Below are 25740 nucleotides of genomic sequence, written 5' to 3'. Positions count from 1 at the left end.
GGGCTTTTTCTTTTGGTTATGTGCTGAGGGACTATCCGGCTGCCTGTGTATCTGTGGTCATCGGCCCGGATGAATGCCGTTGGATGCTCGCCGTGCCTGCCAGGAGTGCAGGCGCTGCTGCGCCCCGATGATGAAGACAAAAAAGACCGGTACGAAGAAGATGGCCAGCAGGGTGCCGCTGATCATGCCGCCAAACACGCCGGTGCCGATGGCGTGCTGAGTCTCCGCACTGGCGCCACTGGCGAGCATCAAGGGCACCACACCGAGAGTAAAGGCCAGCGACGTCATCAGAATGGGGCGCAGGCGCAGGCGGGCAGCAGTGACAGCCGCATCAAGCAGTGAGCGCCCTTCACTGTGCAACTGGCGCGCAAACTCCACGATGAGGATGGCATTCTTGGCCGACAGCCCGATGATGGTGATCATGCCTACTTTAAAGAAGACGTCGTTGGGCATGCCGCGCAGCATCACGGCCGCGACGGCACCGAGCAGGCCCAGCGGCACCACCAGCATCACCGAGAGCGGGATCGACCAGCTTTCATAGAGTGCCGCCAGCACCAGGAAGACCACCAGCGCCGACAGCAGCATCAGCAGGGGGGCCTCGGCCGCCGACTGGCGCTCCTGCAGCGACTGTCCCGTCCAGGCCAGGGCGAAGCCTGGCGGCAATTGCGCCACCAGGCGATCCATTTCCGCCATCGCGGCGCCACTGGAAACCCCGGGGGCGGCACTCCCGGAGAGACGCACGGCGGGGAAGCCCTCGAAGCGCATCATCTGTTGCGGCGACTGGCGCCAGGTCGGCGTCACCACCTCCCGCAGGGGCACCATGCCGCCGCTGGCATTGCGCACCCGCAGGCCGAGTACGTCATCGAGCTGCATGCGCGCCTTGGCGTCGGCCTGCAGGATGACCTGCTGCATGTGACCGCCGTTGGGGAAATCGTTGATATAGAGCGATCCCATCGCCGCCGACAGGGTGCTGCTCACGCTGGTGAACGAGAGTCCCATGGCCTCGGCCTTCTGCCGGTTGATCTCGAGGTGAATGCTCTCGCCGGGGGGCAGGCTGTCGGGATAGACATCGCTCACCACTTCGCTTTGGGCCGCCAGTGCCAGCAGCTGCGCCTGGGCGGCCAGCAGCGCGGCCTCCCCCTGGTTGGCCCTGTCTTGCAGGAAGAGCGTGAAACCCGAAGAGGTGCCCAGTTCGTCGATGGCGGGCGGCAGCAGGCTCATCACGGTGCCTTCCTTGCTGTTGGCCATGGCGGCCTGTGCCAGCTCAGCCTCCTCGGCAGCCGTGGCACCATGGCGCTGATCCCACTCTTTGAGCATGGTGAAGGCCATGGCCGCATTGGGGCCGGCGCCGGAGAAGCTGAAGCCTTGCACCACCAGATTGGTGTCGAGCACCTCGCGAGAGGCCACATGGGCCTCGAACTCCTTGATGACGGCCAGGGTGCGCTCGCTGGTGGCGCCGGTCGGCAACTGGATGGAGGTCATGAAGTAGCCCTGATCCTCGTCCGGCAGGAAAGAGGAGGGCAGCTGGGTGGCCGCAATGGCCAGCACGGCGCAGAGGGTGGCGAAGGTGACCATCATGCGTCCGCTGCGCCCGACCAGCCGGGTGACCCGAACGCTGTAGCCTGCGGTGAGCCGCTCGACGCCCCTGTTGAAGGCGCCGAAGAAACCGCGCTTCTCATGGTGATCCGGGCTGACCGGACGCAGCAGGGTGGCGCAGAGCGCCGGCGTCAGGGTCAGGGCGAGGAAGGCGGAAATCAGGATCGACACCGCCATCGACAGGGTGAACTGCTGGTAGATGACCCCGACCGAGCCGCTGCCGAACGCCATGGGGATGAACACCGCCGTGAGCACCAGAGTGATGCCGATCACCGCCCCGGTGATCTCCTTCATGGCCCGCGATGTCGCCTCCCTGGGCGATAGCCCCTGGGTGGCCATCAGGCGCTCGACGTTCTCCACCACCACGATGGCGTCGTCGACGATGATGCCGATGGCCAGCACCATGCCGAACATGGTCAGGGAGTTGATGGAAAAGCCGGCCAGCAGCATCACCGCGAAGGTGCCGAGCAGGGCGATGGGGGCGACGATGGCCGGGATCAGGGTGTAGCGCAGGTTCTGCAGGAAGAGGAACATCACCAGGAACACTAGCACCATGGCTTCCAGCAGGGTGTGGATCACCTTGTCGATGGAGACCTTGACGAAGGGGGCCGAGTCAAAGGGGATCGAATAGGCCATGCCCGCCGGCAGGGTTGGCGAGAGCTGGGCAAGGCGAGTGCGTACCGCATCGGCGGTGCGTACGGCGTTGGCGCCGGGGGAGAGCTGGATGGCGGCGCTGGTGGCAGCCACCCCGTTCTCGCGGTTGGAAAAGGCGTAGGATTGCGCCCCCAGCTCGACCCGGGCCACGTCACCCAGCACCAGCTTGGCGCCATCGGCACCTGCCCGCAGTACGATGGCGGCGAATGCCTCGGGAGTGGTCAGCTGCCCCTCTACCGTGAGGGGAACCGTCAGTCGCTGGCCAGGCAGGGCGGGTTCGTCGCCGAGGCGCCCCGGTGCAATCTGCACGTTCTGCTGCTCGATGGCCTGCGCCACCTCGCTGATGGTCAACCCGTAGGCGGCGAGCTTGCCCGGATCCACCCAGATGCGCATGGCCTGCTCGGCGCCGAACAGCTGCACTCGCCCCACTCCGTCGATGCGGCGCAGCTCCTGCACGATATTGCGGGCCATGTAGTCGTTCAGCGCGACCTCATCGAAGCGGCCATCCGGTGAAGTCATACCGACCATCATCAGAAAGCCGGACGAGGCGGACTCCACCTGCAGGCCGGTTTGCCGCACCGCCTGTGGCAAGCGGGGTTCGACTGCCTTGATGCGGTTTTGCACGTCCATCTGGGCCAGCTCCGGATCGGTGCCCGGCTTGAAGGTGGCTGTGATCTGCGCGCTGCCGGAGGCATCTACCGATGACTCGAAGTAGAGCAGGTTCTTCACTCCCGACAGCTCGCGCTCGATAAGGCTCACCACCGCATCATTCAGGGTCTGCGGTGTGGCGCCCGGATAGGTGGCATAGAGGGTCACCGACACCGGCGCCACCGAGGGATAGCGGGAGATGGGGAGCTTGGGGATGGCGATGACCCCTGCCAGCACGATGAACAGGGCGATCACCCAGGCAAACACCGGGCGATGGATAAAAAACTGCGGCATGGATAACTCTCCGATTCAGCGAATGCCACCGTCAGCCGGTTGGCTGACGGTGGGTGGTTGCCAGGGGGAGGCAATGACCTGAACCCCCGGGGTCAGACGGTCGATCCCTTCGATCACCACCTGTTGCCCAGCACTGAGCCCGGACGCGATGCGGTACTGGTTATTCACCAGTTCAGCGGTATTGACCGGAACCAGTTGTGCCTGCCCCTGGCCATCCACCACCCACACGCTGGTCTGACCCGAGGTGCGAACTACCGCCTGCTGGGGCACGGTCAGGGCGTTGGCATAGCGGGCCCGGGGAATGCGCGCCTGCACGTAGAGACCGGGCAACAGCCGCCGCTCAGGGTTATCCACCAGCACCCGCAGCAGCACGTCGCCGGTTCCGGCATCGACCTCGATGCCGGAGAAGAGGATGCGCCCCTGCATGCCGAGCGGCTTGCCATTGCTACCGAGGATCTCCACCGCCAGTTCCGGTGCCGTTGAGCCAGCCTGCTGGCGCAGGGATTCCAGCACCGAGGCCGGTTGGCGCACATCGACGTAGACCTGATCAATCTGCTGGATCCGGGCCATGGGAGTGGTATCGGTGGGGGACACCAGAGCCCCTTCACTCACCAGCGCCTGATCGATGCGTCCGGCGATGGGGGCCTCCACGCTGGCAAATTGCAGGTTCAGTTGGTGCCGGGCCAGAGTCGCCCTGGCCTGGGCTACATCGGCGGCCGCCTGATCCCGCAGGGAGACCGCATCGTCATAGGTCTGGCGGCTGATGGCGTCGGTGCGCAGCAGCGGCTGCAGGCGCTCAATCTGGATGCGGGCGCGAGCCAGCACGGCCTCGGCCCGTTGCAATGCGGCGGCGGCGCTGTCGACATCGGCCTTGAAGGGGGCCGGGTTTATCTGGAACAGCACTGTGCCTGCGCTGATCTCGGCGCCCTGCTCGAACAGGCGGCGCTGTACGATGCCGCTAATCTGGGCGCGAATGTCGGCGCTGCGCAGTGCCGCCACCCGAGCGGGCAGATCCTCGCTGATGACCAGCTCCCGACCAGTCAATGTCAGCACCGACACCTGAGGAAGAGCGGGTGCCTCCTGCTCTTGTGGCGCGACATCGCAACCCGCCAACCCGAATGCGGCAATGACGGCGAGCAGGGCGCCCGCATACCGCTGTTTTACAAACATCATCCACTCACCTCGTTAAACCGTCTCTCCGGTGTGATGTGACCGAAGAGTGCATCGAGCGGCCATTATGGCGAGGGGCTATTGCGAATGATTCGAGGCTTTGTGGAGAATCCATGGAGGCGATGATAAAGTTCAACGCCACCTTTTTTTGAGTCCGACTATGTCCCATCTCAATGCTTCCGCCAGCCCGGCGGGCCAGTCACTGGTACTGATTGCAGAGGATGAAGCCGAGATCGCCGACATCCTCGCCGCTTACCTGCAACGTCATGGGTTGCGCTCCCTGCACGCCGCCGATGGCCGTGAAGCGCTGGCCATGCATCAGGCATTCAAACCCGACCTCCTGCTGCTGGATGTGCAGATGCCGCAACTGGATGGCTGGCAGGTGCTCAGCGAGATCCGGGCGCGTGGCGATACGCCGGTGATCATGCTGACCGCCCTCGATCAGGATCTCGACAAGCTGATGGGGCTGCGCATGGGGGCGGATGACTATGTGGTCAAACCCTTCAATCCGGCCGAAGTGGTGGCGCGAGTGCAGGCCGTGCTCAGGCGCTCCCGGGCCGTAAAGCCTGCCACGGCGAACGTGCTGCGGGTCGGCCAGTTTCAGATCGATCTGGAGAGCCACGAGGCCAGCATTTTCCGCGATGACCAGCAGCAGGTGCTGGAGCTAACCCTGACCGAGTTCAAGTTGCTCGCCTCTTTGATGCGGGCGCCGAAACGGGCGTTCAGTCGCGCCGAACTGCTGACTCACTGCTTGCCGGAGGGGGATACCCAGGAGCGTACGGTGGATAGCCACATCAGCAAGTTGCGCAAAAAACTGGAGGCACACGGCATTCAGGGGGTCCCCGCCAGTGTCTGGGGCGTTGGCTATCGCTTCGGGAGCGATGCATGAAATCGGCGCCCGGCCTTCGCAGGCAGATCATCCGCTCTCTGGGCTTGATGACGCTTGGCATCATCTCCCTCGCGGTGATCGGCACCTATGTGTTTTATGGCATCGCCGTGGCGTTTGTGCCGGGCAGCATCTCCGAGACCTGGGTGCCCTCCAGAGTCGAGATGTTATGGATCGGCTCCACCATTCTCATTGCATTGGGGATGGCGCTGTACGTGGCGGTTCGCCTCTCTCGCCGCATCCTGACTCCCCTCAACTCGGTGGCAACCAGCCTGCGTGAGGTGGCCGAGGGCAAACTCGATGCCCGCGTGCCGGAGGATGAGCAGGCGATCGGGGAGACGGCGCAACTGGTGCGCGACTTCAACGCCATGGCCGAGCGACTGCAGAGCATGACCCGCGAGCGGGAGTTCTGGAATGCCGCCATCGCCCACGAGTTGCGCACTCCGGTGACCATTTTGCGCGGCCGTTTGCAGGGGCTGGCTGAAGGGGTATTTCCTCCCAGCAGCGAACTCTTCGAGGGGTTGCTGCGTCAGGTGGAGGGGCTCAATCACCTGATCGAGGATTTGCGGGTATTGAGCCTCAACGACAGTGGCCATCTGGAGTTGCAGCGGACCGAGGTCAGGCTGGCCGATGAGCTTGCCGTGGTGCTTGAGGCGTTTGCCAGCCCTCTGGCGGCGAGCGGATTTGTGTTGCAGCGGGAGCTCGATAGCGAACTTCATGTCTGCTGCGATCTGTTTCGTATCCGTCAGGCTCTGATGGCGCTGTTGGAAAATGCCCAGAAGCACGCGCTGCCGGGCCTGCTGACCGTGCGGCTGTATCGCTCGGAGAGTGTGTGTGTCCTGAGTGTGGAAGATGAGGGGCCTGGCATCAGCGAGGAGGTCGCCGCCTGTATCTTCGATGCGTTTCGTCGGGGAGATCCGTCACGCTCGCGCAAGAGCGGCGGGAGCGGACTCGGACTCGCCGTGGTCAAGGCGATTGCCGAGGCGCACGGTGGCAGCGCGGTTTGCCAATCTACCGGACGGGGAGGGAGCCGATTCGTGCTCTCCTGGCCCATCTCGGCCATGTCCGGTTGCCCTGAAACCTAGCCTGCGGGCGGCAGGTTTTGATGAAGCTATACAGCTGACAGCTGCCCGCACAGGGGCGTTCGGCAAGCGACCGTTATAGGGTTTTCTACCGCTTGTGCCGGGTGAGCAGGAGGGGTTGGGACATGGCTCATTTGGCGCGAAATCATGGTTTTTTGCCGCTAAAAATTGAAACCGTTTTCAGAAATCCTTTTCAACTGTGATCCGCTTCAAAGCTTTTTCGGGCGCCAACCTCTAGCATTGGCTCCACGAATTAGGGGCTAGCGCTCCCGATTTTCCCGCTGTGGGAGGTAACCGGATGATCCGGCTATTTCCTTCGTTACTTTCGACGGTCATCATGGATGGCCGTTTTTTTTTTTGAGTTATTTCACGGTAAAGGGTCGAGCCGCTGGCGCTTTACCGTTAAAATTCCGCTTTTGCACTTGCCCGTGAGTCTTGATGTCTGCGTCCACCCTCTCTTCGGATAGTTATGCCCTGCTCGCCACCCTGCAATTGCAGCGCGTTGCCAGTACCCGTTTGCTGCAAGAACAACTGGCGATAGGCCATGCCCTGATCGATAAACTGACCCGATTGCAGGATGCGGGGCTGGTCAGATTGCGCGGGGAGCAGCAGTGGAGCCTGACCGCCGAGGGGACGCTGGCGCTGATCCTGGGGGTGCGTGCCGGTCTCTGCCCGGCGCCGGACTGGAGCCGGGTGCCCTCATTGACCGGGCAGGATCTCACCCATGCGGTGGTGCGCGAGCTCTGCCGCGGCAAGGCGGGGGAGATCCCCACCTATTTCTCGGCCAGCGATCTGCTGACCCTGCTCGATACCCCGGACGCTCACCAGTTGCTGGCGGGCTCCAGCCCCGCCTGGCAGCAAATGTTGCTGGAGCACTTCTCGCTGCAACTCTTGCTTGATGCCCCCTATGAAGAGCGCTGGCCGTTGGCCAATGCGCTGGTGCGCTGCGCCCCCGAGGTGCAGGCCAGGGCCAAAGCGTTCGAGGCGGAGTGGCGCTGGCTCTGCGGGGATGGCGAGAGCACATCGCCAACCGGCGAGGACAAGGATGCCGCCCCCGGCTGGCCAGCCCTGCAGGCGCTGGCCCAACAAAGCCAGAGCGGCCCGCTTGGCGAGCGGCTGCTCACCGCGCTGGGCCAGTGGCAGGCAACCGATGAGGGTGAGGCGGGCCAGTGGCCCCGTTCATTCAGCGCCCTGCTCTGGCTTGGCTGGTTGCAGCAGGCCGATCCCGTCATCGCCAGCGAACAGCGCAAGAAGTGGCAGCGCAGTCTGACTGGCCAGTTCCCCCTGCTTGCCGATCTGCTCAGCCAGTGGGCGGGCGATCGCCACGGTCAGGCGGTCGGCCTGTTCGATACCCTGCAACTACCGGTGGAGGAGCTCCACTGGGGCTATCTCTGGCTCGATCTCTGCGCGCTGGCCCGTCACGGTGCCCAGAGCCCGCAGGTGGCCATGTTGCATAAGTGGGATCTATCCCATCTGCTCGATGCCGAACCCCATCATCGCCTGATGGCGTTTTGTCAGGATCTGCTGCGCATCTTGTTGGGCGAGGCGGCCAAAGGGGCGCCCCTGTGCCAACTGCGCGGCAGTGAGGAGAGTACGCAAGAGGGCCGTGACGAGCAGGATGATGACGGGGACGAGGATAAAACCGCGGCCTCTGCCAGCTGGCTCAACTGGCTGCAGGGGCTGGGACGCTCGAGTGGCGTACGCAAGCCGCAAGAGCGGCTGGTCTGGCTGCTCCATGCCGAGGGCCCCGAGCTGGAGTGCAAGATCCAGAAGCTGAGTACCAAGGGGGAGTGGACCGCCGGTCGCCGGGTCGATCCGGCCCTGCTCTCTACCCAGTATGCCGCCATGCTCGATGAGCATGACTGGGCACTGGTTCGCACCCTGCCACGGGTGATGGGGCGGTTGCCGCGGGATGTCTGGGCACCGCTGGCCGATCACCCCCGCTTGTTCAACGCCAAGGGCCAAAAGCTGCAACTGGCCATCAGCGCCCCCCTGCTGCAGGTGGTCGCCACCGAACAGGGGATGAGCGCGCAGCTCTGTCCCGATGCGGCCGCCCGCGGGGCCCATATCATGCCGCTGGCGCAGGACCTGTGGCAGCTGATCCTCACTCCGCAGCCGCTGCTCGACCGCTTGCCAGCGCTCGAATCTATCCCGTTGCTGCCCGCCGAGGGGCTGGCCGAGCTGCAACGCACCCTGGACGCCATTCCCGAGCTGCCCTGGCACAGTCAGGTTGCGGGGCTTAGCGGCAACGCCGAACTGGCTCCCTGGCCGGGCATTCCTTCGGTGCAACTGGATTGGCAGGATGGTCAGCTGTCGGTCAAGCTGGTGACCCGCTTTGAGGATCTGCCGCCCCAGCCCCTTGGCAAGGGGGAGGCGATCGTGCGGCAGGGGATCAAGGCGTACCACTACTGGCAGCGGGATCTCGGGGCCGAGAAGGGGCAGGCCCAGTTGCTGCGCAATCAATTGCCCATCGGCCTGCCCGGCAGCGAGTGGCTGCTGCAGGGGGAGCAGGCGCTGGCGCTGGTCAATGCCCTGCCCGAGCTGGTGGATGCCGGTGTGGTCATTCACTGGCATCAGGACAGTGCTCGCCTCAAGAGCCTTGATGAAGCGGCTCTGAGCCTGCGCATCGAGCGGCGGCAGGACTGGTTCCAGGTCGAAGGGGCACTGGCCCTCGATGAGCACCAGATCCTCGACCTGCGCCTTATTCTGCGCCAGATGACCCCGGGCCAGCGCACCGTTCAGCTCGATGAGAAGACCAGCCTGATGCTGAGCGACAAGCTGGTGGAGCGGCTCACCATGCTGGGGGCCATGCTCGATGAAGAGCAGCGCATCAACAACAAGCTGGCCTATCCGCTCACTCGTCTGCTCTCGGTCATTACCACCGAAGGGGATGCAGCGTGGCAATCCCTGCAGCAGGAGTGGCAGCAGGAGGTCGATTGCCCGGACGAGCTGCTTACCTCCCTGCGGGACTATCAGAAGGAGGGGGTGCGCTGGATGGCGACCCTGGCCCATCACGGTTTTGGTGCCTGTCTGGCCGATGACATGGGTCTGGGCAAGACGCTGCAGGCGCTTATCGTGCTGCGGATGCGCCAGCACCTTGGCCCTGCGCTGGTGGTGGTGCCCAAGTCAGTGGTCACCAACTGGCAGGAGGAGGTGACCCGTTTTGCCCCCGAACTGGATGTGGTGGTGTTCGAGAACCCGGCCGAGCGGGAGGGGATTATTCGCGAGGCCAAGGCCGGTCAGGTGATCCTCATCAACTACGGCATGCTTGGCAGCCTGGCGGAGGCGCTCAAGTCCCGCCGCTGGTCCAGCATGGTGCTCGATGAGGCGCAGCAGATCAAAAACGCCGGCACCCAGCGTGCCAAGCTGTTGTTCCAGCTGGAAGGGGATTTTCGCCTCGCCCTCTCCGGCACTCCCATCGAAAACCACCTGGGGGAGCTGTGGAGCCTCTTTACCTTTATCAACCCGGGGCTGCTCGGCAGCCTTGGCGAGTTCAAGCGTCGCTTTGGCAAGGCGGTCAAGGATCCTCAGCACATGGCGCTGCTGCGGGCGGTGATCAGCCCCTTCATCCTGCGCCGCCTCAAGCAACAGGTGCTGACCGAGCTGCCGGACAAGACCGAGATCATCCACCACATCAGCCTCTCCCCCGAAGAGCGTCAGCTCTACGAGGCGACCCGGCGTGAGGTGGTGCAGCAGGTGCAAAGCGCCGATGGTCGCGCCCTGATGCATGTGCTGAGCGGCCTGACCCGGCTGCGCCGTCTCTGCTGTTCGCCGGAGCTGGTGATGCCCGAGTGGTCGCAAACCAGCAGCAAGCTGGACGAGGCGATGGCGCTGCTGGAAGAGGCGATCGACGGTGGTCATCGGGTGCTGGTGTTCAGTCAGTTCGTCGATCTGCTGAGCCTGCTGCGTGCCCGCATCGAGCAGAAATCCTGGGATTACTGCTATCTGGATGGCGGCTGCTCCGCCAAATCCCGTCAGGACTCCATCCTGCGTTTTCGTCATGAAGCGGTGCCGCTGTTCCTCATCAGCCTCAAGGCGGGGGGGACCGGCCTCAACCTGACCCAGGCCGATACCGTGCTGCACCTCGATCCCTGGTGGAACCCGGCGGTGGAAGATCAGGCGAGCGATCGGGCGCACCGGATGGGGCAGACCCAGCCGGTGACCGTGTACCGGCTGGTGTGCGAGCAGACGGTGGAGGAGAAGATCGTCGCTCTGCACGACGAGAAGCGGGCGCTGGCCGATGGGTTGCTGAGTGGCCAGTCCGAGGTGCGCGGGCTGGATGTGGAGAGCCTGCGGGCCCTGCTGATGGGCTGATTGGCGGCGCCACCTTTCATACCGCCTATCGATACAGAAAAGGGGAGAACATCCAGAGATGTTCTCCCCTTTCTCGTTTGGGATGCTGATGCGGGATTCATCGTTTATTGCGGCAAGGCGGCGCAGTTATCCCTGAATCAGCTATCCCTGATCCAGTCACCCCTGATAGAGATAGAGGTGCAGCCGCTCGATGATGGGCTCGCCGCCAATCTTGCGATCTCGCCGCGCCTGCCGGCTCTTGGGGGGATAGTTGCCCAGATGGGTGACCGCGGGCGGGGTATCCGAGCAGAGCAAGAGCGGCAGGCTCGCCTTGATCTGCTGCTTGCGCGGGGGGCGCTCCAGCCAGAGCAGATTGATCATCGGGTGGGTCTTGACCGGGCGGCGGATCCGCAGCTCGGCATCGGCAGGTAGGCGGCGAATGTCGTACACCTCCTGATCCACCATCTTGCTCCACTCCTCGTTGTTGGAGAGGGCCGGTATATAGCGGCGGCTGCGCTCCAGCATCTCAAGCACCTGCTCGCGACTTAGGCGATTGATGGTCTGCTTGTCAGCCCAGGTAAAGCCGAGGGATTGCAGCTCTCCCGCCAGCAGGGTCAGTTTGCGGTAGACCTGCAAGGTGATCACCCCGGGCAGAGCGGTATGTACCAGCTCGAACTTTTCGTCCCGTCCCCCCGCCTGCTGCACCAGCGCCTTGAAATCGAGCTTGTGCTGGTTTATTTGGTCGATCAGCGGTTGCAGCAAGGGGGCTGCGGCGGCAGGAAAGCGCAACCAGCCGGGCAGCCGATGAGTCGCCTTGGTGGAGCAGCCGGGGCGGGCGCTGTGATCCCGATAGGCTGCGAGGGTGGCCGCCAGCGCGGCTTCACCGTTGAGATAGCCCACCTCAATTTGCTCGATCGGGTCGTGCTCTTCCCCCTGCGCAACCGGAGGGAGGGGATAGACATGGGCCTCCTGTAGCTCGAGCTGGCCAAGCAGATCGGCCAGCTGGTTGAGAGCGGCTTCAATGGCGGCCATCTGTTGACGCAGGGCGGCGGTCGGGGTAAAGGTATCCATCGATGATCCTGTGGTCTGACCCACTGTTGACGAGATCAGGTATGACATCGCTGCGGGTAGCAAAACTACTGTATAAATAAACATACCAGCATGCGGCTGGAGTGCCAAGAGGCACTTTGAGGAAGGGGCAATGTACGCCTCTGAATGGGGATGTGGTGATGGTTTTATTTATGTTTCATGGTGTTAAATAAAGATCGCCACAAGATCATTAAATTAACAATGATGTGTAACTCCGCTGTTGTCAGCTGTTCACACCTTGTCCACCCCTGCATATGTAAAGCAGTAAAATGCATATATAGATGGGTGCCATGCAGCACAATATGCTGTGCGACTCTGCTGGCCAACCGTTAAAATAATTATTTGTTTAAAATCAAAGCATTAAAATTAAATCCTGCCGTTTTTAGACATTAGATTTACTAATGTAACGTATCAAAATTCGTCAATTGAGTCGGCCCTGCTCCCTGACTAAGCTTTGCGCATCAAATAAAGCCCAGTGCGTAAACAAATATTCAGAGGAGCCACATCATGGCCAACATGACTTATACCGAAACCGGTTACCAGCATTCCAGCCAATTGAATCTGGTTGCTCGCGTTAAAATGACCGTTCTGACCTGGCTGGAGCGCAGCCGCAGCCGTCGCCAGCTCTCCGAGCTGCCCGAGTACCTGCTCAAAGACATCGGCCTGAACGAAGCTGACCGTTATCAAGAGACCACCAAGCCGTTCTGGCGTGGTTGATCAGCCGGGCATGGATGCCTTGTTTTTCTGCTGAGTCGTTTGCTGTTCTGCCCCGTGGCGCCCGGCCGCCAAGTCTGTCATTGTCTGTTTTATATCCCCCGTTTTCCCCCTGTTATTTGTTGGTCCTTTTTCCTCTCCTCTTTATTCCACATTGCTACTGCCATTGCTGTCGTCGTTCGATTGTTATCACACTTGTATCGTTAATGTTTGAATTTGTTTAAAAAACGATTTTAAGCCGCGATGCCTTGCGTATAATCCGACCATAGTATTCCAGCGCAAGAGGGTGAGACGGATGATTCCCCAGCACGATTTTTTGACCTTGACCCGTAGCCATGAGTGGCAGCTTGAGCCCTTTGAATTTGCCCTGCCCGATGGTGCGCGGGTCAGCGTCTGGGATACGGGCGTGCTCTGTCTGGAGCCTGCCAGTGGCACGGACGACCAGCCGGGAGGACGCAAGGATATCGTCCTCTCCTGCGGCATCCACGGCAACGAGACCGCTCCCATCGAGATCTGCAACCAGCTGCTGAGTCGTCTGCTCTCAGGCGAGCTGAGCGCCCGCCATCGGGTGCTGTTCCTGTTTGGCAATCCGGCGGCGATGAATCTGGGGCTGCGGGAGGTGGAGGAGAACATGAACCGGCTCTTCTCCGGAGCACACAGCAAGGGGGAGGGGCTGTGCAATCGGGAGCGGATCCGCGCCATGCGCCTTGAGCAGTATGTGAGCCGCTTCTTTGCCGATCCGGCTCGTCCCCGTTACCACTACGACCTGCACACCGCCATTCGCGGTTCGCGCCACGAGAAGTTTGCCGTCTACCCCTTCCCCCACGAGCGGCCTCACTGCCGCGAGCAGGTGCAGTTCCTCGGCGCCTGCGGGGTGCGTACTATTCTGCTCTCCGCCAGCCCGACCACGACCTTCAGCTACTACAGCTCCCGCCAGCATGGTGCCCACGCCTTTACGGTGGAGCTGGGCAAGGTGCGCCCGTTTGGTGAGAACGACATGACCCGCTTTATCGAAACCCGTCAGGCGCTGCAGGAGCTGGTCACTCAGGATGAGGTTGCACTGGAGCCGTGGCGGGCGGATGATTTCACCCTGTTTGCCATCGATCGGGTGATCACCAAAAAATCGGCGGACTTTCGCTTCCTGTTCGCCAGCGATGTGGACAACTTCACCGAATTCCCCCAAGGGTTCGTGCTGGCCGAGGATGGTGAGCTGCGTTACACCGTCGAGAAGCCGCGTGAGGCGGTGGTCTTCCCCAATGCCAATGTGGCGATCGGTCAGCGCACCGTGCTGATGGTGGTGCCGACAAGGCTCTGGGAATAGCGGTGATAGTTTTGCCTGCAGAGCGGTGATGCATCCGCAGGTGGCGCCAAGCCATTGTTCTAGTCGGTGGCTCAGACACAGCAGCGGTTAGCCGCAGTAATAAAAAACGGGGCCAGTCAGATGACTGGCCCCGTTTTTTATCGGGTTCAAGCGGTGAGGCTTAGCTGTTGTTCTTCACAAACAGGGTCAGCTCCTGACCTGGCTTGAGGTAATCCCCTTTATCCAGCTGATTCCAGCGCATCACATCGTTGATGGCCACCTGGAAGCGAGCCGCGATGGAGGAGATGGAGTCGCCACGGCGAACCTGATACACCATCGATTTGTCGCTCTTCTTCCCTTGCTTGGGATAGACCACCAGCTTCATGCCTGGCTTGAGCGCCGACTTGGCATTCAGACCGTTCCACTTGGCGAGCTCTTCGTGGGAGACGCCGTGTGCCTGGCTGATGCTCCACAGGTTGTCACCCGAGCGCACCTTGTAACTGACCTTGGCCTTCTGGCTGCTGCCACGGCTTGCCAGCTGTTGCGGTTTGCTGGCGGAGCTGGCCTTGCTGCTGACCTGACCGTGGGTCGGGATCACCAGTTGCTGACCGCGACGCAGGTTGTTGCTGCGCAGATTGTTGGCCAGCTTCAGCTCGTTCACGCTGACGCCATGATTCTGGGCGATACGCGACAGGGTATCGCCACTGGTGACCTGATAGGAGCGGGTACGAATACGCTCGCTCTTGGGCAGATCGGCCAGTGCCAGCTCCAGGGTATCGGCATACTCTACTGGTACCAGCAGGCGGTAAGGGCCACGGGGCGACATCACACCACGGCTCAGGGCCGGATTGACCTCCTTGAGCTGTGAGGTGCGCAGACCTGCCAGTTGGGCGGCCACATTCAGATCGATCTGGCTGCCGGTCTCCACCACTCGCAGCTTCGGCTCGTTGGCGAGCACCGGCAACTGGATATTGTACTTGTCCGCATTGCTGATCATGTCAGCCATGGCGAGGATCTTGGGCACATACATCCGGGTTTCGCGGGGCAGATCGAGCGACCAGTAGTCGGTCGGTTTGCCTGCGCGCTGGTTACGCTGGATAGCGTTGCGCACCCGTCCTTCACCGGCATTGTAGGCGGCCAGCGTTTGCAGCCAGTCACCGTCAAAGAAGCGGTTCAGGTACTCCAGATAGTCGAGCGCCGCATTGGTGGAGGCCAGCACATCGCGCCGTCCGTCATACCAGTTGTCGTGGCGCAGACCGAAGTTTCTGCCTGTCGCTGGCACAAACTGCCAGAGTCCGACGGCATTGCTGCGGGATCGGGCATGGGGATCAAACATGCTCTCGATCATCGGGACAGTAATAAGCTCCATTGGCAGCTCACGCCGTTCAATCTCCTCTACCATCAGATAGAGGTAGGGTTCAGCCCGGCTGGCAATGGTCGCCAGATGCTTATCATTGCGCAACAGCCACTCACGTTGCTGGCGGATGCGCGGGTTGTCCGGAGTTTCCAGTTGCATATCATCGCTGATACGCACCCACAGATTGTCCGTATCTTCCATTTCGTCCAGCTGTTCATCGCCAAACAGGAAATGGGAAGAGTGTTTTTTATGCGCTTTTTTCTTGACCTGGGGGGACTTGATCGGCTCGATTGCCGTTAGCGCCCGGTCATCCTGATGGCTCAGGTTTTGGCAGCCGCTGAGCAACAGCGCTGCCAATAAGGCCGTTCGTACCTTCATCTCGTTCCGGTCATTTTTAGGAAAAACAGCTCGCATCATAAGGGGCAATGGCCCCCTGATCAAGGTTTGTTCAAAAAACGTCCTTCCACTGACGCAGGATGGTGAAGGTATCTACCGGATTTTCCACGCATTTTAGCCCATGTTTTTCAGCAGAAAATTTCACTGAATCCTGTTCGCAGCGCAGAAAAATGTTGAAAGTGCGTTCGTCACCCAGCCGGGTTGGCAGGCTTGGCAGCCCTTGTTGCCGCAGTTTGCTGATCAGCCCGATCTGGCGTCGGATCGCCGGGTTGTCCGGCTCGACCGCATAGGCAAAACGCAGGTTGGAGAGGGTGTACTCGTGGGCACAATAAATGAGGGTCTCATCGGGCAGGGCGGCGAGTCGTTGCAGCGAGTGGTACATCTGCTCCGGCGTCCCTTCAAACAGGCGGCCACAACCGGCCGAGAAGAGGGTATCGCCACAAAACAGCATGCCGTTGCCGTGGTAGGCGATGTGGCCGCGGGTATGGCCGGGCACATGGATCACCTCGAGGGCGAGGCCGTGCCAGTTGATCTGATCGCCATCTTCCAGCCACTGACCGTGGTGATCCGGCATCGGGTCAAGTTTGGGGCCATAGAGCCGGGCGTGGGGGAAGTGGGCAAGCAGGTCGGTGACGCCCCCGACATGGTCGTGATGGTGATGGGTCAGCAGGATGGCATCGAGCACCAGCCCCAATGCCTCAAGCCGCTCCAGCACGGGTGCGGCATCGCCCGGATCGACCACCAGGCAGTGATTTTCGTGGCGGATCAACCAGATGTAGTTGTCATTAAAGGCTGGAACTGTGATCACTGGATACATGAGTCTGCTTCTCTTTAGGGAGGGTATCTTATATAACAGGATGGCGTTCGAAACCCCGAGTTGAGCCCTATTATGCAGGTGGCACGTACCGAACAACAAATCGAGATCCCGACCAGCTGGTCTGCATTGCCTATGGGGGACTGGGTGGCGGCCGAGATCCAGGATCGGCTCGACAACTGGTGTCCCAATCTGTTTGGGTATCATCTGCTGAAAATTGGCGCCCTGAGCGCGGAACTCTCCTGCAAACGCTCCTCCATTCGTCACCAGATCGGAGTCGCCCCCGGCGGGCGGTTGCTCGACATGTATGGCGATCCCCTCGCTCTGCCGGTGCGGACCGGTAGCGTCGATGCCTGCCTGCTGGCTCACTGCCTCGATTTCTCCGCCGATCCCCACCAAGTGTTGCGCGAAGCCGAAAGAGTGTTGACCGACGATGGCTGGCTGATCATCAGTGGCTATAACCCCATGAGTCTGGTCGGGATCGGTCACTGTGTGCCGTTCTTGCGGCGCAGAATGCCCTGGTCGGCACGGATGTTCACCCCGGGGCGGGTGACGGACTGGTTGCATCTATTGGGATGCGAGGTGATGTTCGACGAGCGCTTTGGTTATTCGTTTATGGGAAAACAGAGTTGGCACAGTTGGTGGCGAGAGAGTATCGGGCGGGATTATTGCAGGGCATTTGCATCGGTATACGTGATTGCGGCCCGTAAACGGCGCTTTCCACTGATCCCGGTGCGGCGGCGCTGGCAACTGCCAAAGTCCCTCGCCACACCGGGAATGGCCCGTCAGGGCTGGTAGCCGGTATCTTCGGCCAGATCCTTGCCGCAGGCGGCCTCTCTGGCCAGCTCGTCGCACCGTTCGTTCTCCGGGTGGCCGGAGTGACCCTTCACCCAGAGCCACTCAATCTGGTGGCGACCCACTTCCGCATCCAGCTCCTTCCAGAGATCGACGTTCTTGACCGGTTGCCGGTTGGCGGTCATCCACCCTTTCTTCTTCCAGCCGATGATCCACTGGGTAATCCCCTGGCGGACATACTGGCTGTCGGTGGTGAGGCGCACCTTGCACGGTTCGTTGAGGGTGCGCAGCCCCATGATGGCGGCCATCAGCTCCATCCGGTTATTGGTGGTCAACTTGAATCCGGCGGAAATCTCTTTGCGGTGCTTGCCGTAGACCATGACGGCCCCGTAACCACCCGGGCCCGGATTGCCGAGGCAGGAGCCGTCGGTATAGACATCAATCTGTTTTAACATGAGCAATCAATCTGTTTTAACATGAGGCTTGGGGTAAACTAGCGAGTAAGTAAAGCCGAAGTTTGACATAGATTGGATCATGAACACACCCCAACTGAATCGCCAGATCATTCTGGATACTGAAACCACAGGTATGAATACGGCGGGCGGCCCTGTCTATCTGGGGCACCGCATTATCGAAATCGGCTGTGTGGAGGTGATCAACCGCAAGCTGACCGGTAACCACTATCACGTCTATATCAAGCCTGATCGTCTGGTCGACCCGGAAGCGATCCAGGTGCACGGTATTACCGACGAGTTTCTGCGTGACAAACCGTCGTTCAGCCAGATCGCCGACGAGTTCCTCGACTTCATCCGCGGCGCCGAACTGATCGCACACAACGCGCCGTTTGACGTGAGCTTCATGGACTATGAGTTCAGCAAGCTCGGACTCAACTTCAAGACGGCGGATATCTGCACCATCACAGATACCCTGGCGATGGCGCGGGATCTCTTCCCCGGCAAGCGCAACAACTTGGATGTGCTGTGCGATCGTTACGGTATCGACAACTCCCACCGTACCCTGCACGGGGCTCTGCTCGATGCGGAGATCCTGGCGGACGTCTACCTGCTGATGACCGGCGGCCAGACCAAACTCAATCTGGCCACCGAAAGCAACGAAAACGAGAGCAATCAGGACACCAGCATTCGCCGGTTGGAGAGCAACCGACCCGCCCTCAAGGTGGTGCGTGCCAGCACCGAGGTTCAGGCCCTGCACGAAGCGAGACTGGATCTGGTACAGAAGAAGGGAGGAAGTTGTCTGTGGCGGCAATGAGCAAGTGGTGTGCCGGTCTGCTGATGTTGCTCTCGCTGGGGGCGACGGCAACCGAGGTATTTGCTCCCTCCGATATTCCGCTGCTGGATAACCGCTTTCGCATCGATTACGGCGTGAAGGAGATCACCTTCATTATCAAGCGCAAGCCGGGCTCCCCCTCGGTGATCCTGGTTCGCCCCGATGGCAGCAAGCTTTACGTGGGCAAGGTCAAACCCGCCGACGTGGGTTGGCTGGCGCTGCCGGAGCATGATCTCATTACCCTGCGCAATCCCATGCCGGGCCCCTGGCAGGCGATTGGCGAGGTGGATCCCGACAACCGGGTGCGCATTCTCTCCGATATCCGGCTCGATATCGCCGCCCTGCCGATGCAGCTCTATCAGGGGGAGGTGGTCAAGCTCAAGGCGTGGTTGCTGATCAATGGTCAGCCGCCTAAAGATAAATACTATCTCTCTGATCTTGGCATGACCGTCAAGCTGCAATCGTTCAGCGATGCCGATAAGAAAGAGGTCGTGCTGGATCAAGTCCTTGGCCACTATCGCGATGATGGCAAGGGGCTCGACGAAGTGCCGGGCGATGGCATCATGACGGCGGAAGTGACGCTGCAGGATATTCCCGGTGGCAAGTACCGCGCCATGTTCAGCACGGGCAATCAGGTGTTTGTCCGTGCCCGTTATCAGGATGTGCTGCTTTACCCCTATCCGTTCAGCTATAACTTGTCGCCGCCTTCGGATGAGCTGGGGGCCAAGCTCTCACTGCTAATCGACCGTGATGAGCTGGATCCCGCTTCCGTGGTGGTCAAGGGGAGTGTGACCAGCAATGTGGGCGGCCTCTACGAGTTCAGCGAGACCGCCAGCGATCCCAAGCTTGATATCGATCTCTCCAACATCAAGGAGGTCGGTCAGCATGAGGTGAAAGCAACCCTCTATGGCACCACTCGCCTCGGCCGTGAGCTGAAAATCGAGTTGCCGGTGAAAACCTTCAATGTCTTCCCACCACCGCCGCCTCCTGTAGAGGTGGTGTCGGCCGCCGCACCGGCCTCCAGTGCCGAGGCGACCCATGAAGCCCCGGCAGAGGAGGAAATGGGCTGGCTGATCTGGGCATTGGCGGGTGGTGGTGTGCTGCTTGCGGTATTGGGTGGGGTCGGGTTTGTGGTGATACAAAAACGGCGTGCCCTGAAGCGTGCTCTGGCCGCTGCGCAGGCCGAGAATCAGCAAGCCGGACAACCTGCTGCCAAGCTGGATCTCAATCTGCCAGAGCAGTAACCCTCGTACTTCTCGCTCTGAAGTGACGTGATGCCAGATATAGAAAACCGCCCTGATAAGCAGGGCGGTATTTTTGAGTTCATAAACAGAACAAGCTGGCTATCAGTGTTCGCCGATATAGACATCCTTGTTCTGCTCGCGGATCTCGAGGAACTTGTCCAGATTGGCCATCATCAGCTCGACCAGCTGGGGGTCGAAATGCTGCCCTTTCTCCTCTTCAATCAGGGCCAGCACCTTGTCCAGCGGCCACGCCTTCTTGTAGCAGCGATCCGAACCCAGGGCATCGAACACGTCAGCCAGCGCCACAATTCGCCCCTCCAGCGGAATATCCGTCCCTTTCAGACCGCGGGGATAGCCACTGCCATTCCACTTCTCATGGTGATTGCCAGCGATGGTGGCACCAATCTGAAACAGCGCCAAATCGCTGCCGGAGAGCATATCCTGCCCGAGCTGGGCGTGGGTTTTCATGATCTCCCACTCCTCCGGTGTCAGCTTGCCCGGCTTGTGCAAGATGGCATCGGGAATTCCCACCTTGCCAATGTCATGGAGCGGCGAGGCACGTTTCACCAGCTCGCTCTGCTCTTCGCTCATGCCCATCAGGTGGCAGAATTGTTCGGTATAGAGCGCGACCCGTTTGACGTGCAGCCCTGACTCTTTTGAACGGGTTTCGACCAGTTCGCCGATGCGATAGATGATCTCCCGCTGGTTGTCGGCGATCACCTCATTGAGCCGGATATTCTCCAGCGCCACTATGATGTTTTCGGTAAACAGGGTCAGCAGACTGGTATCGATCTGGCTGAGCTGGCGGGTGGTCTCGATGTGGAACAGCAGGTGGTGGCGCGGATTCTGGCAGTAGAGCACCATCTGGGTGGCGTTATAGACATTGCTGCGCTTGCTCATAGCCTGGCGCAGGATCTCCGGCGCGTCCGTGAGGAGCATGGCGGGATGGCCGGGGAGCAGGGGCTCCAATACTTGATCCTTCACCTCATAGGCGTATTGCTTGACGTCGTATATCTGGGTTTCCCCCAGATGGAGCAAGGCGCTGAGCTGCTCCTGGGCTCCTTCGACAAACTGGCGCAAGGCCCGTTTCTCAAAGATCCCCTTGGAGGCTTCGATGACTTTTTCCAGCCCCTGGCGGTTACTCTCCAGGGTTCGGATATCCCGATAGGAGCGCAGGCTGGCCCGCAGCAGGGTGCGCAGCTTCTGGGAGGTGAGCTCGGTTTTATCCTTGTAGTCGTTGATGTCGTAGTTGGTGACCACGTCATCTTCCGGCGCCTGGCCGGGTTGGCCGGTACGCAACACGATGCGTACCATCTTGTTTTGCAGATCTTCACGGACGTATTTGACGACATCGAGGCCGGCGTGGTCGACCTCCATCACCACGTCCAGCAGCAACAGAGCAACGTCCGGGGTGGTGGCCAGTAACTCTTTGGCCTGCGCCGCGGAATAGGCATGCAGAAAATCGATGGGGCGATTGTCAAACTCGAATTTGTTCAAGGTGATTTTGGTGATGCGATGCACTTCAGGCTCATCGTCAACAATCATCACCTTCCAGCCCGCTTGCTGTGCGTCGGGGAGGGAGAGATCGTCATCATCAATAATCAGGATCTGGTCATCCATCATACAATCCTGTTTGGCATCCTGTGCTTACATTAACTGCTTCACTAAGGATAGGAAACTTATTGGGAAATAAAATTTGATCTCGAAAAACTATGGTCGAAATAAGCAAATGGAACCCTTTGTAACGGTGGCGTTGTCCGGCTGCTTTCTTTGCCCAATCATGGAGCTAGCGTGCATAAAGTCTATTTCTGGATTAGGGTGTGGACGCCAGTGGTTGGGGATGTTTGAATCCAGCTTGTAGCTATTAGACGAGAAATAATCTTATTTGATAGTGATTCCTATTTGCGTGTAGCATGGGCGACACACTCAACGAGGAGCCCCATCGTGTCCCCATCTCTGCCTCCCAATCGTCCCCGTCTGCTGACTGTCAAAGCCATTACCCAGATCACCCCCCATTTGCGTCGCATCACCTTTGGTGGCAGCGAGTTGGCTGACTATCCCTTTACCTGCGGTGGGGCCCATATCAAGGTGATGCTGGCCCAGCCCCATCAGGTAGAGCCGGTGCTGCCTGCAATGACCCCGAGCGGCCCGCGCTGGAGTGACCCGGCGGACAAGCCGGTTATCCGCACCTACACCATCCGCGCGTTTCGCCGTGATGAGCAGGAAATTGATATCGACTTCGTGCTGCACGGTGAAGGCGGGCCCGCCAGCGCCTTTGCTACCCATGCCAAGCCGGGAGAGAAGGTGATCCTCTCCGGGCCGGGTGGTCCCAACCCCATGCTGCAACCGGCCGATCACTACTGTCTGGTAGGGGATCTCACCGCCTTGCCCGCCATCATAGCGATGTGTGAGGTGATGCCTGCCGAGGCCAGAGGGGAAATTGCGATTCTGGTGCCGGATCGGGCCGATGCTCAACCGTTGACGCTGCCGGTCGGGGTGCGCTGTCACTGGTTTGTCGGTGAGCCCGAGTCCAGCGGCCTGCTGGAGCATGTGATTGCTCTGCCGCTGGTGCGCGATGGTGGCTTCTTCTGGCTGGGTGGGGAAGAGGCGCTGGTGCTGCCGCTGCGCCGCCATTTTCGTTCCGTGCTCGAGGTGGATCGTCAGTCGCTCTACGCCGTGCCGTACTGGCGCCGGGGCAAGAGTGAAGAGGCCTATCACCAGACCCGTCACGATGTGATGGATAATTAAGCGGATGCGAAAGAATACCTGATTCACGCTTGCAAATAAAAATGATTTGCATTTAGTATTGCGCCGTCCCGATGTCAGTCGGTACGGCGCTTTTGTTATTGATGGCTGCGAGTGGCATAGCACAACGCAGGGCCTGCCGTAATGCACTGATGTTCGGGGTGATGGGGCATGGACGACTGTTCATGCCAATGAACTCCATCACTTTGCACCGGGTCTGGCGAGGTCAGACAGGGATGTCGGTGGTGTTGGCCTTGGTTGTTTTATGTGGAGTGTTGATGATGCGTACATCATCCCGACGATTTGCAGTGCATCCGCTGGTGTTGTCCCTTTTTGCCCTGCCAGTTCTGGCCCAAGGGACTGCGCCTGTCACCGCTCATGAAACTATGGTGGTGACGGCGAGTAAAACCCGGCACAGCGAGCTGACCGCCCCGGCCAGCGTCTCTGTGGTGACCCGGGCCGAGCTCGACAAGCTCAATGTCAATGATCTGACCGGCGCTCTGAAACAGTTGCCGGGGGTCAATATCAGCCCTGCGACCAGCTACGGCCGCAGCGAGATCAAGTTGCGCGGGCTGGAGGGGGATTACACCCTGTTGCTGGTCAATGGCCGGCGAATCAGCTCCCGCGATGCCCTAACCTCCGGTTATGGCAATGATTTCGATCTCTCCGCCATCCCGATGGCGGCCATCGAGCGTATCGAAGTGATCCGTGGCCCCATCTCCTCCCTCTACGGTGCCGATGCGCTGGGTGGGGTGGTCAATGTCATCTTGCGCCAACCCGGGGAGAAGACCGAAGCGGCGGCCACCTATACCTTCAGTGACCCCACCGACGGTCACGGAGGGGATATCAACAAGGCGAGTGCCTATGTGGGCGGGGCGCTGATCGACAACAAGCTGCTGGCCAACCTGGTGGTGGAAGGGAACCACAGGGATGCCTGGCAGAGCGAGCAGAGCATCAACCCCAAGGCCGATGCCATCGAGCAGCGTGAAAAGCTGGGGATCCTCTCCAACGTCAAATGGCTGATCGATGATCGTCAGGATCTGGATGTAGGGATGAACTACGCCAAAGACGATCGGGAGGCCCACTGGAACAACTACGGCCAGACGCCGCGCAATATCCAGCAGATGGAACGACTGGGACTCAACGCCACCCACGTCGGCCGTTGGGATCAGTTCGACAGCCGGGTCGGCTATGCCTTCGAGCAGGTTGACCTGTTTGACGACTCCGAACTGATGACGGCGCTGAGCAAGACCAGTGGCGATGTGAGCCAGACCAACCATACCTTCGATGGCCAGCTGAGCGGCAATCTGGGCAGCCACCTGCTGACCAGCGGTGCCGAGTACCGCATCACCGAACTCAAGCATAACGTCAACCTCAAGGGGGGCGATGTCAGCGTCAACCAGAGCGCGCTCTATCTGCAGGATGAGTTTGGCTTTGGCGATCTGGCCCTGACCTTCAGCGGCCGGGTCGATCACCACGAGACCTATGGCACCGAGTTCAGCCCCCGTGGTTATGCCCTCTACAGCCTGACTGACAAATGGGTGGTCAAGGGCGGCATTGGCAAGGCGTTCAAGGCGCCGACCATTGCCCAGTCCAACCCGGATTATGCGGTAGCCGCCTGTCGCGGTCGCTGCGCCGTGGTGGGCAACCCGGATCTGAAGCCGGAAACCGCCGTCAGCTACGAGCTGGGCACCGCCTACGATGGTTCGTTCTGGGGCGCCGGGGTTACGGCTTTCCACAACGATATCAAGGACAAGATCCAGAGCGAGGCATGGACCTCCACCTGGCGTCCGGCGGTGATGACCTATCAGAACGTCAGCAAGGCACGCATCAAGGGGGTGGAGCTGAGTGGTTGGTTTGATCTCACCGATAACCTAACCCTCTCCAGCAACGTGACCCTGATCGATGCGGAGGACAAGACCAGCGGCAAGGATCTCTATCGGACGCCGGAGCATACCGCCAACGCCAAGCTGGAGTGGCAGGTCATCGAGAGCCTGAGTACACAGCTCGGCTGGAACTACACCGGCAGCCAGATCCTTCCGGTTCCGCGCATGAGCGGCACCACCTATGAGACCACCGCCGGATTCCACACCCTGGATGTCGGGGCAGTCTGGAACGCAACTCGGGCACTGGATCTGAAGTTCGGACTCAACAACCTGACCAATACCAAGCGTGACTGGGTTGCCACCGAGGCCGATCAAATTCTCGATGGGCGTACTGTCTATGCCGGTGTGGCCTACAAGCTGTAATGGCTGAACGGGAGCCCGCATTGGCGGGCTTCCGTTGTTGTCAGGGGATCACCTCGGGTGACCGCTTTTATTTCAACAACATGCGTATTGCCACCATAAGGAGTTAAAGGGTGTTTAGAGACCAGACCTCGCTGTTCTGGCTGGGATTGTTCCTCCTGTTCATACTGCTTTCTCTTTCGCTCGCCACCGGTGCGGGTGTTTATGGTGCCCGCGAGGTGTTCGGCTACCTTATGGATTACGCGCCTTGGGCGAGTGACGAGAAGCTCGCCATGGTGCTCAATACCTTGCGACTGCCGCGCACCCTCTGCGCCATGGTGGTCGGCGCCTCTTTATCTCTAGCGGCCTCCTTGTTGCAGAGCGCGACCCGCAACCCGCTGGCGGAACCCGGTCTGCTCGGGGTCAACGCCGGGGCCGTCTTTGCGCTGGTGGTGGGGCTTACCTGGTTCGGGGTGGAGTCCGCCTACGGCTATCTGCTCTGGGCCGGACTCGGTGCGCTGCTCGGCAACGTGATTGTGCTGGGGCTCGGCATGATGATTGGCCGCTCCAACCCCCTCAAGCTCATTCTGGTCGGGGTGGCGCTCTCCGCCACCTTCGGCGGTCTCTCCAGCTTTTTGCTGCTCTCCAACAAGATGGTGCTGGAGCAGTACCGCTTCTGGAACCTCGGCTCCCTGTCGGCGGCCAATCTCGATGCCATCATAGCCGTACTGCCCTTCGTGCTGGCGGCGTTTGTCATCACCTTGCTGCTCTGTCGCCAGCTGACCCTGATGCAGATGGGGGACAGTCAGGCCCAGGCGCTGGGGATCCGTCCAAACCGGGTGCGAATTGGCGTGCTGCTGGCCGCCACCCTGTTTACCGCCAGTGCCATCGCCATCGCCGGCCCCATCGGTTTTGTCGGCTTTCTGGCCGCCTACTGTGGCCGACTGGTAGAGCCGGTGAAACTGTCGGTGCAGGTCTGTTTCTCCGCCCTGTTCGGCATGCTGTTTCTGCTGTTGGCCGACATTCTGGCGCGCTGGCTGATCCAGCCGTTCGAGCTGCCCAACGGGGTCATTCTGGCCCTGATCGGTGCGCCTGTGCTGATCGCCATCGTTCATCGCGGGGGCTTTCGTACCCTGCTGACCGTCAAGTGA

At 60.6% G+C, this 25740-nt stretch carries 18 protein-coding genes; 11 read left to right on the top strand and 7 right to left on the bottom strand.

What is annotated here, in order from left to right; all coding sequences use genetic code 11:
* Positions 1–57 precede the first annotated feature (57 nt).
* Positions 58–3192: a multidrug efflux RND transporter permease subunit gene (locus tag AB5Y82_RS17930; RefSeq protein ID WP_368174330.1), complete on the bottom strand. Its 3135-nt coding sequence runs from the start codon at positions 3190–3192 to the stop codon at positions 58–60.
* Between the two features lie 15 nt (positions 3193–3207).
* Positions 3208–4365, bottom strand: coding sequence for an efflux RND transporter periplasmic adaptor subunit (locus tag AB5Y82_RS17925; RefSeq protein ID WP_368174329.1), 1158 nt, complete (start codon positions 4363–4365; stop codon positions 3208–3210).
* Positions 4366–4522: 157 nt separating this feature from the next.
* On the opposite strand from AB5Y82_RS17925, the gene AB5Y82_RS17920 reads away from it, so the two are divergent.
* The 3 genes from AB5Y82_RS17920 to AB5Y82_RS17910 all read left to right on the top strand — a co-directional run bounded on the left by AB5Y82_RS17920 (position 4523) and on the right by AB5Y82_RS17910 (position 10644).
* Positions 4523–5251 (top strand): response regulator, encoded by a 729-nt coding sequence (locus AB5Y82_RS17920; protein ID WP_368174328.1) that lies wholly within the window; start codon positions 4523–4525, stop codon positions 5249–5251.
* The gene (locus AB5Y82_RS17915) at positions 5248–6333 is read left to right on the top strand and encodes an ATP-binding protein (RefSeq protein ID WP_245147528.1); all 1086 of its coding nucleotides are present in this window, start codon (positions 5248–5250) and stop codon (positions 6331–6333) included. Before AB5Y82_RS17920 ends, AB5Y82_RS17915 begins: the two co-directional genes overlap by 4 nt.
* A gap of 435 nt (positions 6334–6768) precedes the next feature.
* Entirely contained in the window at positions 6769–10644 is a 3876-nt protein-coding gene (locus AB5Y82_RS17910; protein ID WP_368174327.1) for an SNF2-related protein, read from the top strand.
* Positions 10645–10800: 156 nt separating this feature from the next.
* Here the strand turns inward: AB5Y82_RS17910 and AB5Y82_RS17905 are convergent, their stop codons facing one another.
* Complete coding sequence (locus AB5Y82_RS17905; protein ID WP_368174326.1) at positions 10801–11694, bottom strand: DNA replication terminus site-binding protein; 894 nt, start codon at positions 11692–11694, stop codon at positions 10801–10803.
* Positions 11695–12219: 525 nt separating this feature from the next.
* On the opposite strand from AB5Y82_RS17905, the gene AB5Y82_RS17900 reads away from it, so the two are divergent.
* Positions 12220–12429, top strand: coding sequence for a DUF1127 domain-containing protein (locus AB5Y82_RS17900; protein ID WP_005337823.1), 210 nt, complete (start codon positions 12220–12222; stop codon positions 12427–12429).
* Between the two features lie 292 nt (positions 12430–12721).
* On the top strand, positions 12722–13747 hold the full coding sequence (gene astE / locus AB5Y82_RS17895) for a succinylglutamate desuccinylase (protein ID WP_201937162.1): 1026 nt from the start codon (positions 12722–12724) through the stop codon (positions 13745–13747).
* Between the two features lie 160 nt (positions 13748–13907).
* Here astE and AB5Y82_RS17890 read toward each other — a convergent pair whose 3' ends face one another.
* Positions 13908–15461 (bottom strand): LysM peptidoglycan-binding domain-containing protein, encoded by a 1554-nt coding sequence (locus AB5Y82_RS17890; protein ID WP_005361719.1) that lies wholly within the window; start codon positions 15459–15461, stop codon positions 13908–13910.
* Positions 15462–15531: 70 nt separating this feature from the next.
* Complete coding sequence (gene gloB, locus AB5Y82_RS17885) at positions 15532–16296, bottom strand: hydroxyacylglutathione hydrolase (RefSeq protein WP_005337817.1); 765 nt, start codon at positions 16294–16296, stop codon at positions 15532–15534.
* 72 nt (positions 16297–16368) lie between these two features.
* Here gloB and AB5Y82_RS17880 point away from each other — a divergent pair, with 72 nt between their 5' ends.
* Positions 16369–17091 (top strand): methyltransferase domain-containing protein, encoded by a 723-nt coding sequence (locus tag AB5Y82_RS17880; RefSeq protein WP_201296080.1) that lies wholly within the window; start codon positions 16369–16371, stop codon positions 17089–17091.
* Here AB5Y82_RS17880 and rnhA read toward each other — a convergent pair.
* Positions 17079–17543 (bottom strand): ribonuclease HI, encoded by a 465-nt coding sequence (gene rnhA, locus AB5Y82_RS17875; protein ID WP_005353268.1) that lies wholly within the window; start codon positions 17541–17543, stop codon positions 17079–17081. The two genes, AB5Y82_RS17880 and rnhA, sit on opposite strands and share 13 nt — an antisense overlap.
* Positions 17544–17622: 79 nt before the next feature.
* On the opposite strand from rnhA, the gene dnaQ reads away from it, so the two are divergent.
* Together dnaQ and AB5Y82_RS17865 are read left to right on the top strand one after the other, a co-directional pair.
* Positions 17623–18357, top strand: coding sequence for a DNA polymerase III subunit epsilon (dnaQ, locus tag AB5Y82_RS17870; RefSeq protein ID WP_005337813.1), 735 nt, complete (start codon positions 17623–17625; stop codon positions 18355–18357).
* Entirely contained in the window at positions 18354–19619 is a 1266-nt protein-coding gene (locus AB5Y82_RS17865; RefSeq protein ID WP_201902216.1) for a TIGR03503 family protein, read from the top strand. The genes dnaQ and AB5Y82_RS17865 overlap by 4 nt, the downstream gene beginning before the upstream one ends.
* Before the next feature lie 102 nt (positions 19620–19721).
* Here AB5Y82_RS17865 and AB5Y82_RS17860 read toward each other — a convergent pair whose 3' ends face one another.
* Complete coding sequence (locus AB5Y82_RS17860) at positions 19722–21239, bottom strand: HD domain-containing phosphohydrolase (RefSeq protein ID WP_019446605.1); 1518 nt, start codon at positions 21237–21239, stop codon at positions 19722–19724.
* Positions 21240–21563: 324 nt separating this feature from the next.
* Here AB5Y82_RS17860 and AB5Y82_RS17855 point away from each other — a divergent pair, with 324 nt between their 5' ends.
* The 3 genes from AB5Y82_RS17855 (at position 21564) to AB5Y82_RS17845 (ending at position 25740) form a co-directional block, all read left to right on the top strand.
* On the top strand, positions 21564–22367 hold the full coding sequence (locus tag AB5Y82_RS17855) for a siderophore-interacting protein (RefSeq protein WP_019446606.1): 804 nt from the start codon (positions 21564–21566) through the stop codon (positions 22365–22367).
* A gap of 278 nt (positions 22368–22645) precedes the next feature.
* The gene (locus AB5Y82_RS17850; RefSeq protein WP_159144594.1) at positions 22646–24613 is read left to right on the top strand and encodes a TonB-dependent receptor; all 1968 of its coding nucleotides are present in this window, start codon (positions 22646–22648) and stop codon (positions 24611–24613) included.
* Between the two features lie 110 nt (positions 24614–24723).
* Complete coding sequence (locus AB5Y82_RS17845; protein WP_368174325.1) at positions 24724–25740, top strand: FecCD family ABC transporter permease; 1017 nt, start codon at positions 24724–24726, stop codon at positions 25738–25740.

The organism is Aeromonas sp. s13 (assembly GCF_040907905.1).
Classification (GTDB): domain Bacteria; phylum Pseudomonadota; class Gammaproteobacteria; order Enterobacterales; family Aeromonadaceae; genus Aeromonas; species Aeromonas veronii.
Note: the sequence above shows the minus strand (reverse complement) of the source record. Positions and strands in the feature narration are given on the sequence as shown.

Bases quoted from the DNA above. Each gene is read 5' to 3' on its own strand.
- AB5Y82_RS17910 (WP_368174327.1), top strand. From the start codon at position 6,769: ATGTCTGCGTCCACCCTCTCTTCGGATAGTTATGCCCTGCTCGCCACC.
- astE (WP_201937162.1), top strand. From the start codon at position 12,722: ATGATTCCCCAGCACGATTTTTTGACCTTGACCCGTAGCCATGAGTGG.
- AB5Y82_RS17930 (WP_368174330.1), bottom strand. From the start codon at position 3,192: ATGCCGCAGTTTTTTATCCATCGCCCGGTGTTTGCCTGGGTGATCGCC.
- AB5Y82_RS17860 (WP_019446605.1), bottom strand. From the start codon at position 21,239: ATGGATGACCAGATCCTGATTATTGATGATGACGATCTCTCCCTCCCC.
- dnaQ (WP_005337813.1), top strand. From the start codon at position 17,623: ATGAACACACCCCAACTGAATCGCCAGATCATTCTGGATACTGAAACC.
- gloB (WP_005337817.1), bottom strand. From the start codon at position 16,296: ATGTATCCAGTGATCACAGTTCCAGCCTTTAATGACAACTACATCTGG.
- rnhA (WP_005353268.1), bottom strand. From the start codon at position 17,543: ATGTTAAAACAGATTGATGTCTATACCGACGGCTCCTGCCTCGGCAAT.
- AB5Y82_RS17905 (WP_368174326.1), bottom strand. From the start codon at position 11,694: ATGGATACCTTTACCCCGACCGCCGCCCTGCGTCAACAGATGGCCGCC.
- AB5Y82_RS17900 (WP_005337823.1), top strand. From the start codon at position 12,220: ATGGCCAACATGACTTATACCGAAACCGGTTACCAGCATTCCAGCCAA.
- AB5Y82_RS17890 (WP_005361719.1), bottom strand. From the start codon at position 15,461: ATGAAGGTACGAACGGCCTTATTGGCAGCGCTGTTGCTCAGCGGCTGC.
- AB5Y82_RS17880 (WP_201296080.1), top strand. From the start codon at position 16,369: ATGCAGGTGGCACGTACCGAACAACAAATCGAGATCCCGACCAGCTGG.
- AB5Y82_RS17920 (WP_368174328.1), top strand. From the start codon at position 4,523: ATGTCCCATCTCAATGCTTCCGCCAGCCCGGCGGGCCAGTCACTGGTA.
- AB5Y82_RS17925 (WP_368174329.1), bottom strand. From the start codon at position 4,365: ATGATGTTTGTAAAACAGCGGTATGCGGGCGCCCTGCTCGCCGTCATT.
- AB5Y82_RS17850 (WP_159144594.1), top strand. From the start codon at position 22,646: ATGCGTACATCATCCCGACGATTTGCAGTGCATCCGCTGGTGTTGTCC.
- AB5Y82_RS17865 (WP_201902216.1), top strand. From the start codon at position 18,354: ATGAGCAAGTGGTGTGCCGGTCTGCTGATGTTGCTCTCGCTGGGGGCG.
- AB5Y82_RS17915 (WP_245147528.1), top strand. From the start codon at position 5,248: ATGAAATCGGCGCCCGGCCTTCGCAGGCAGATCATCCGCTCTCTGGGC.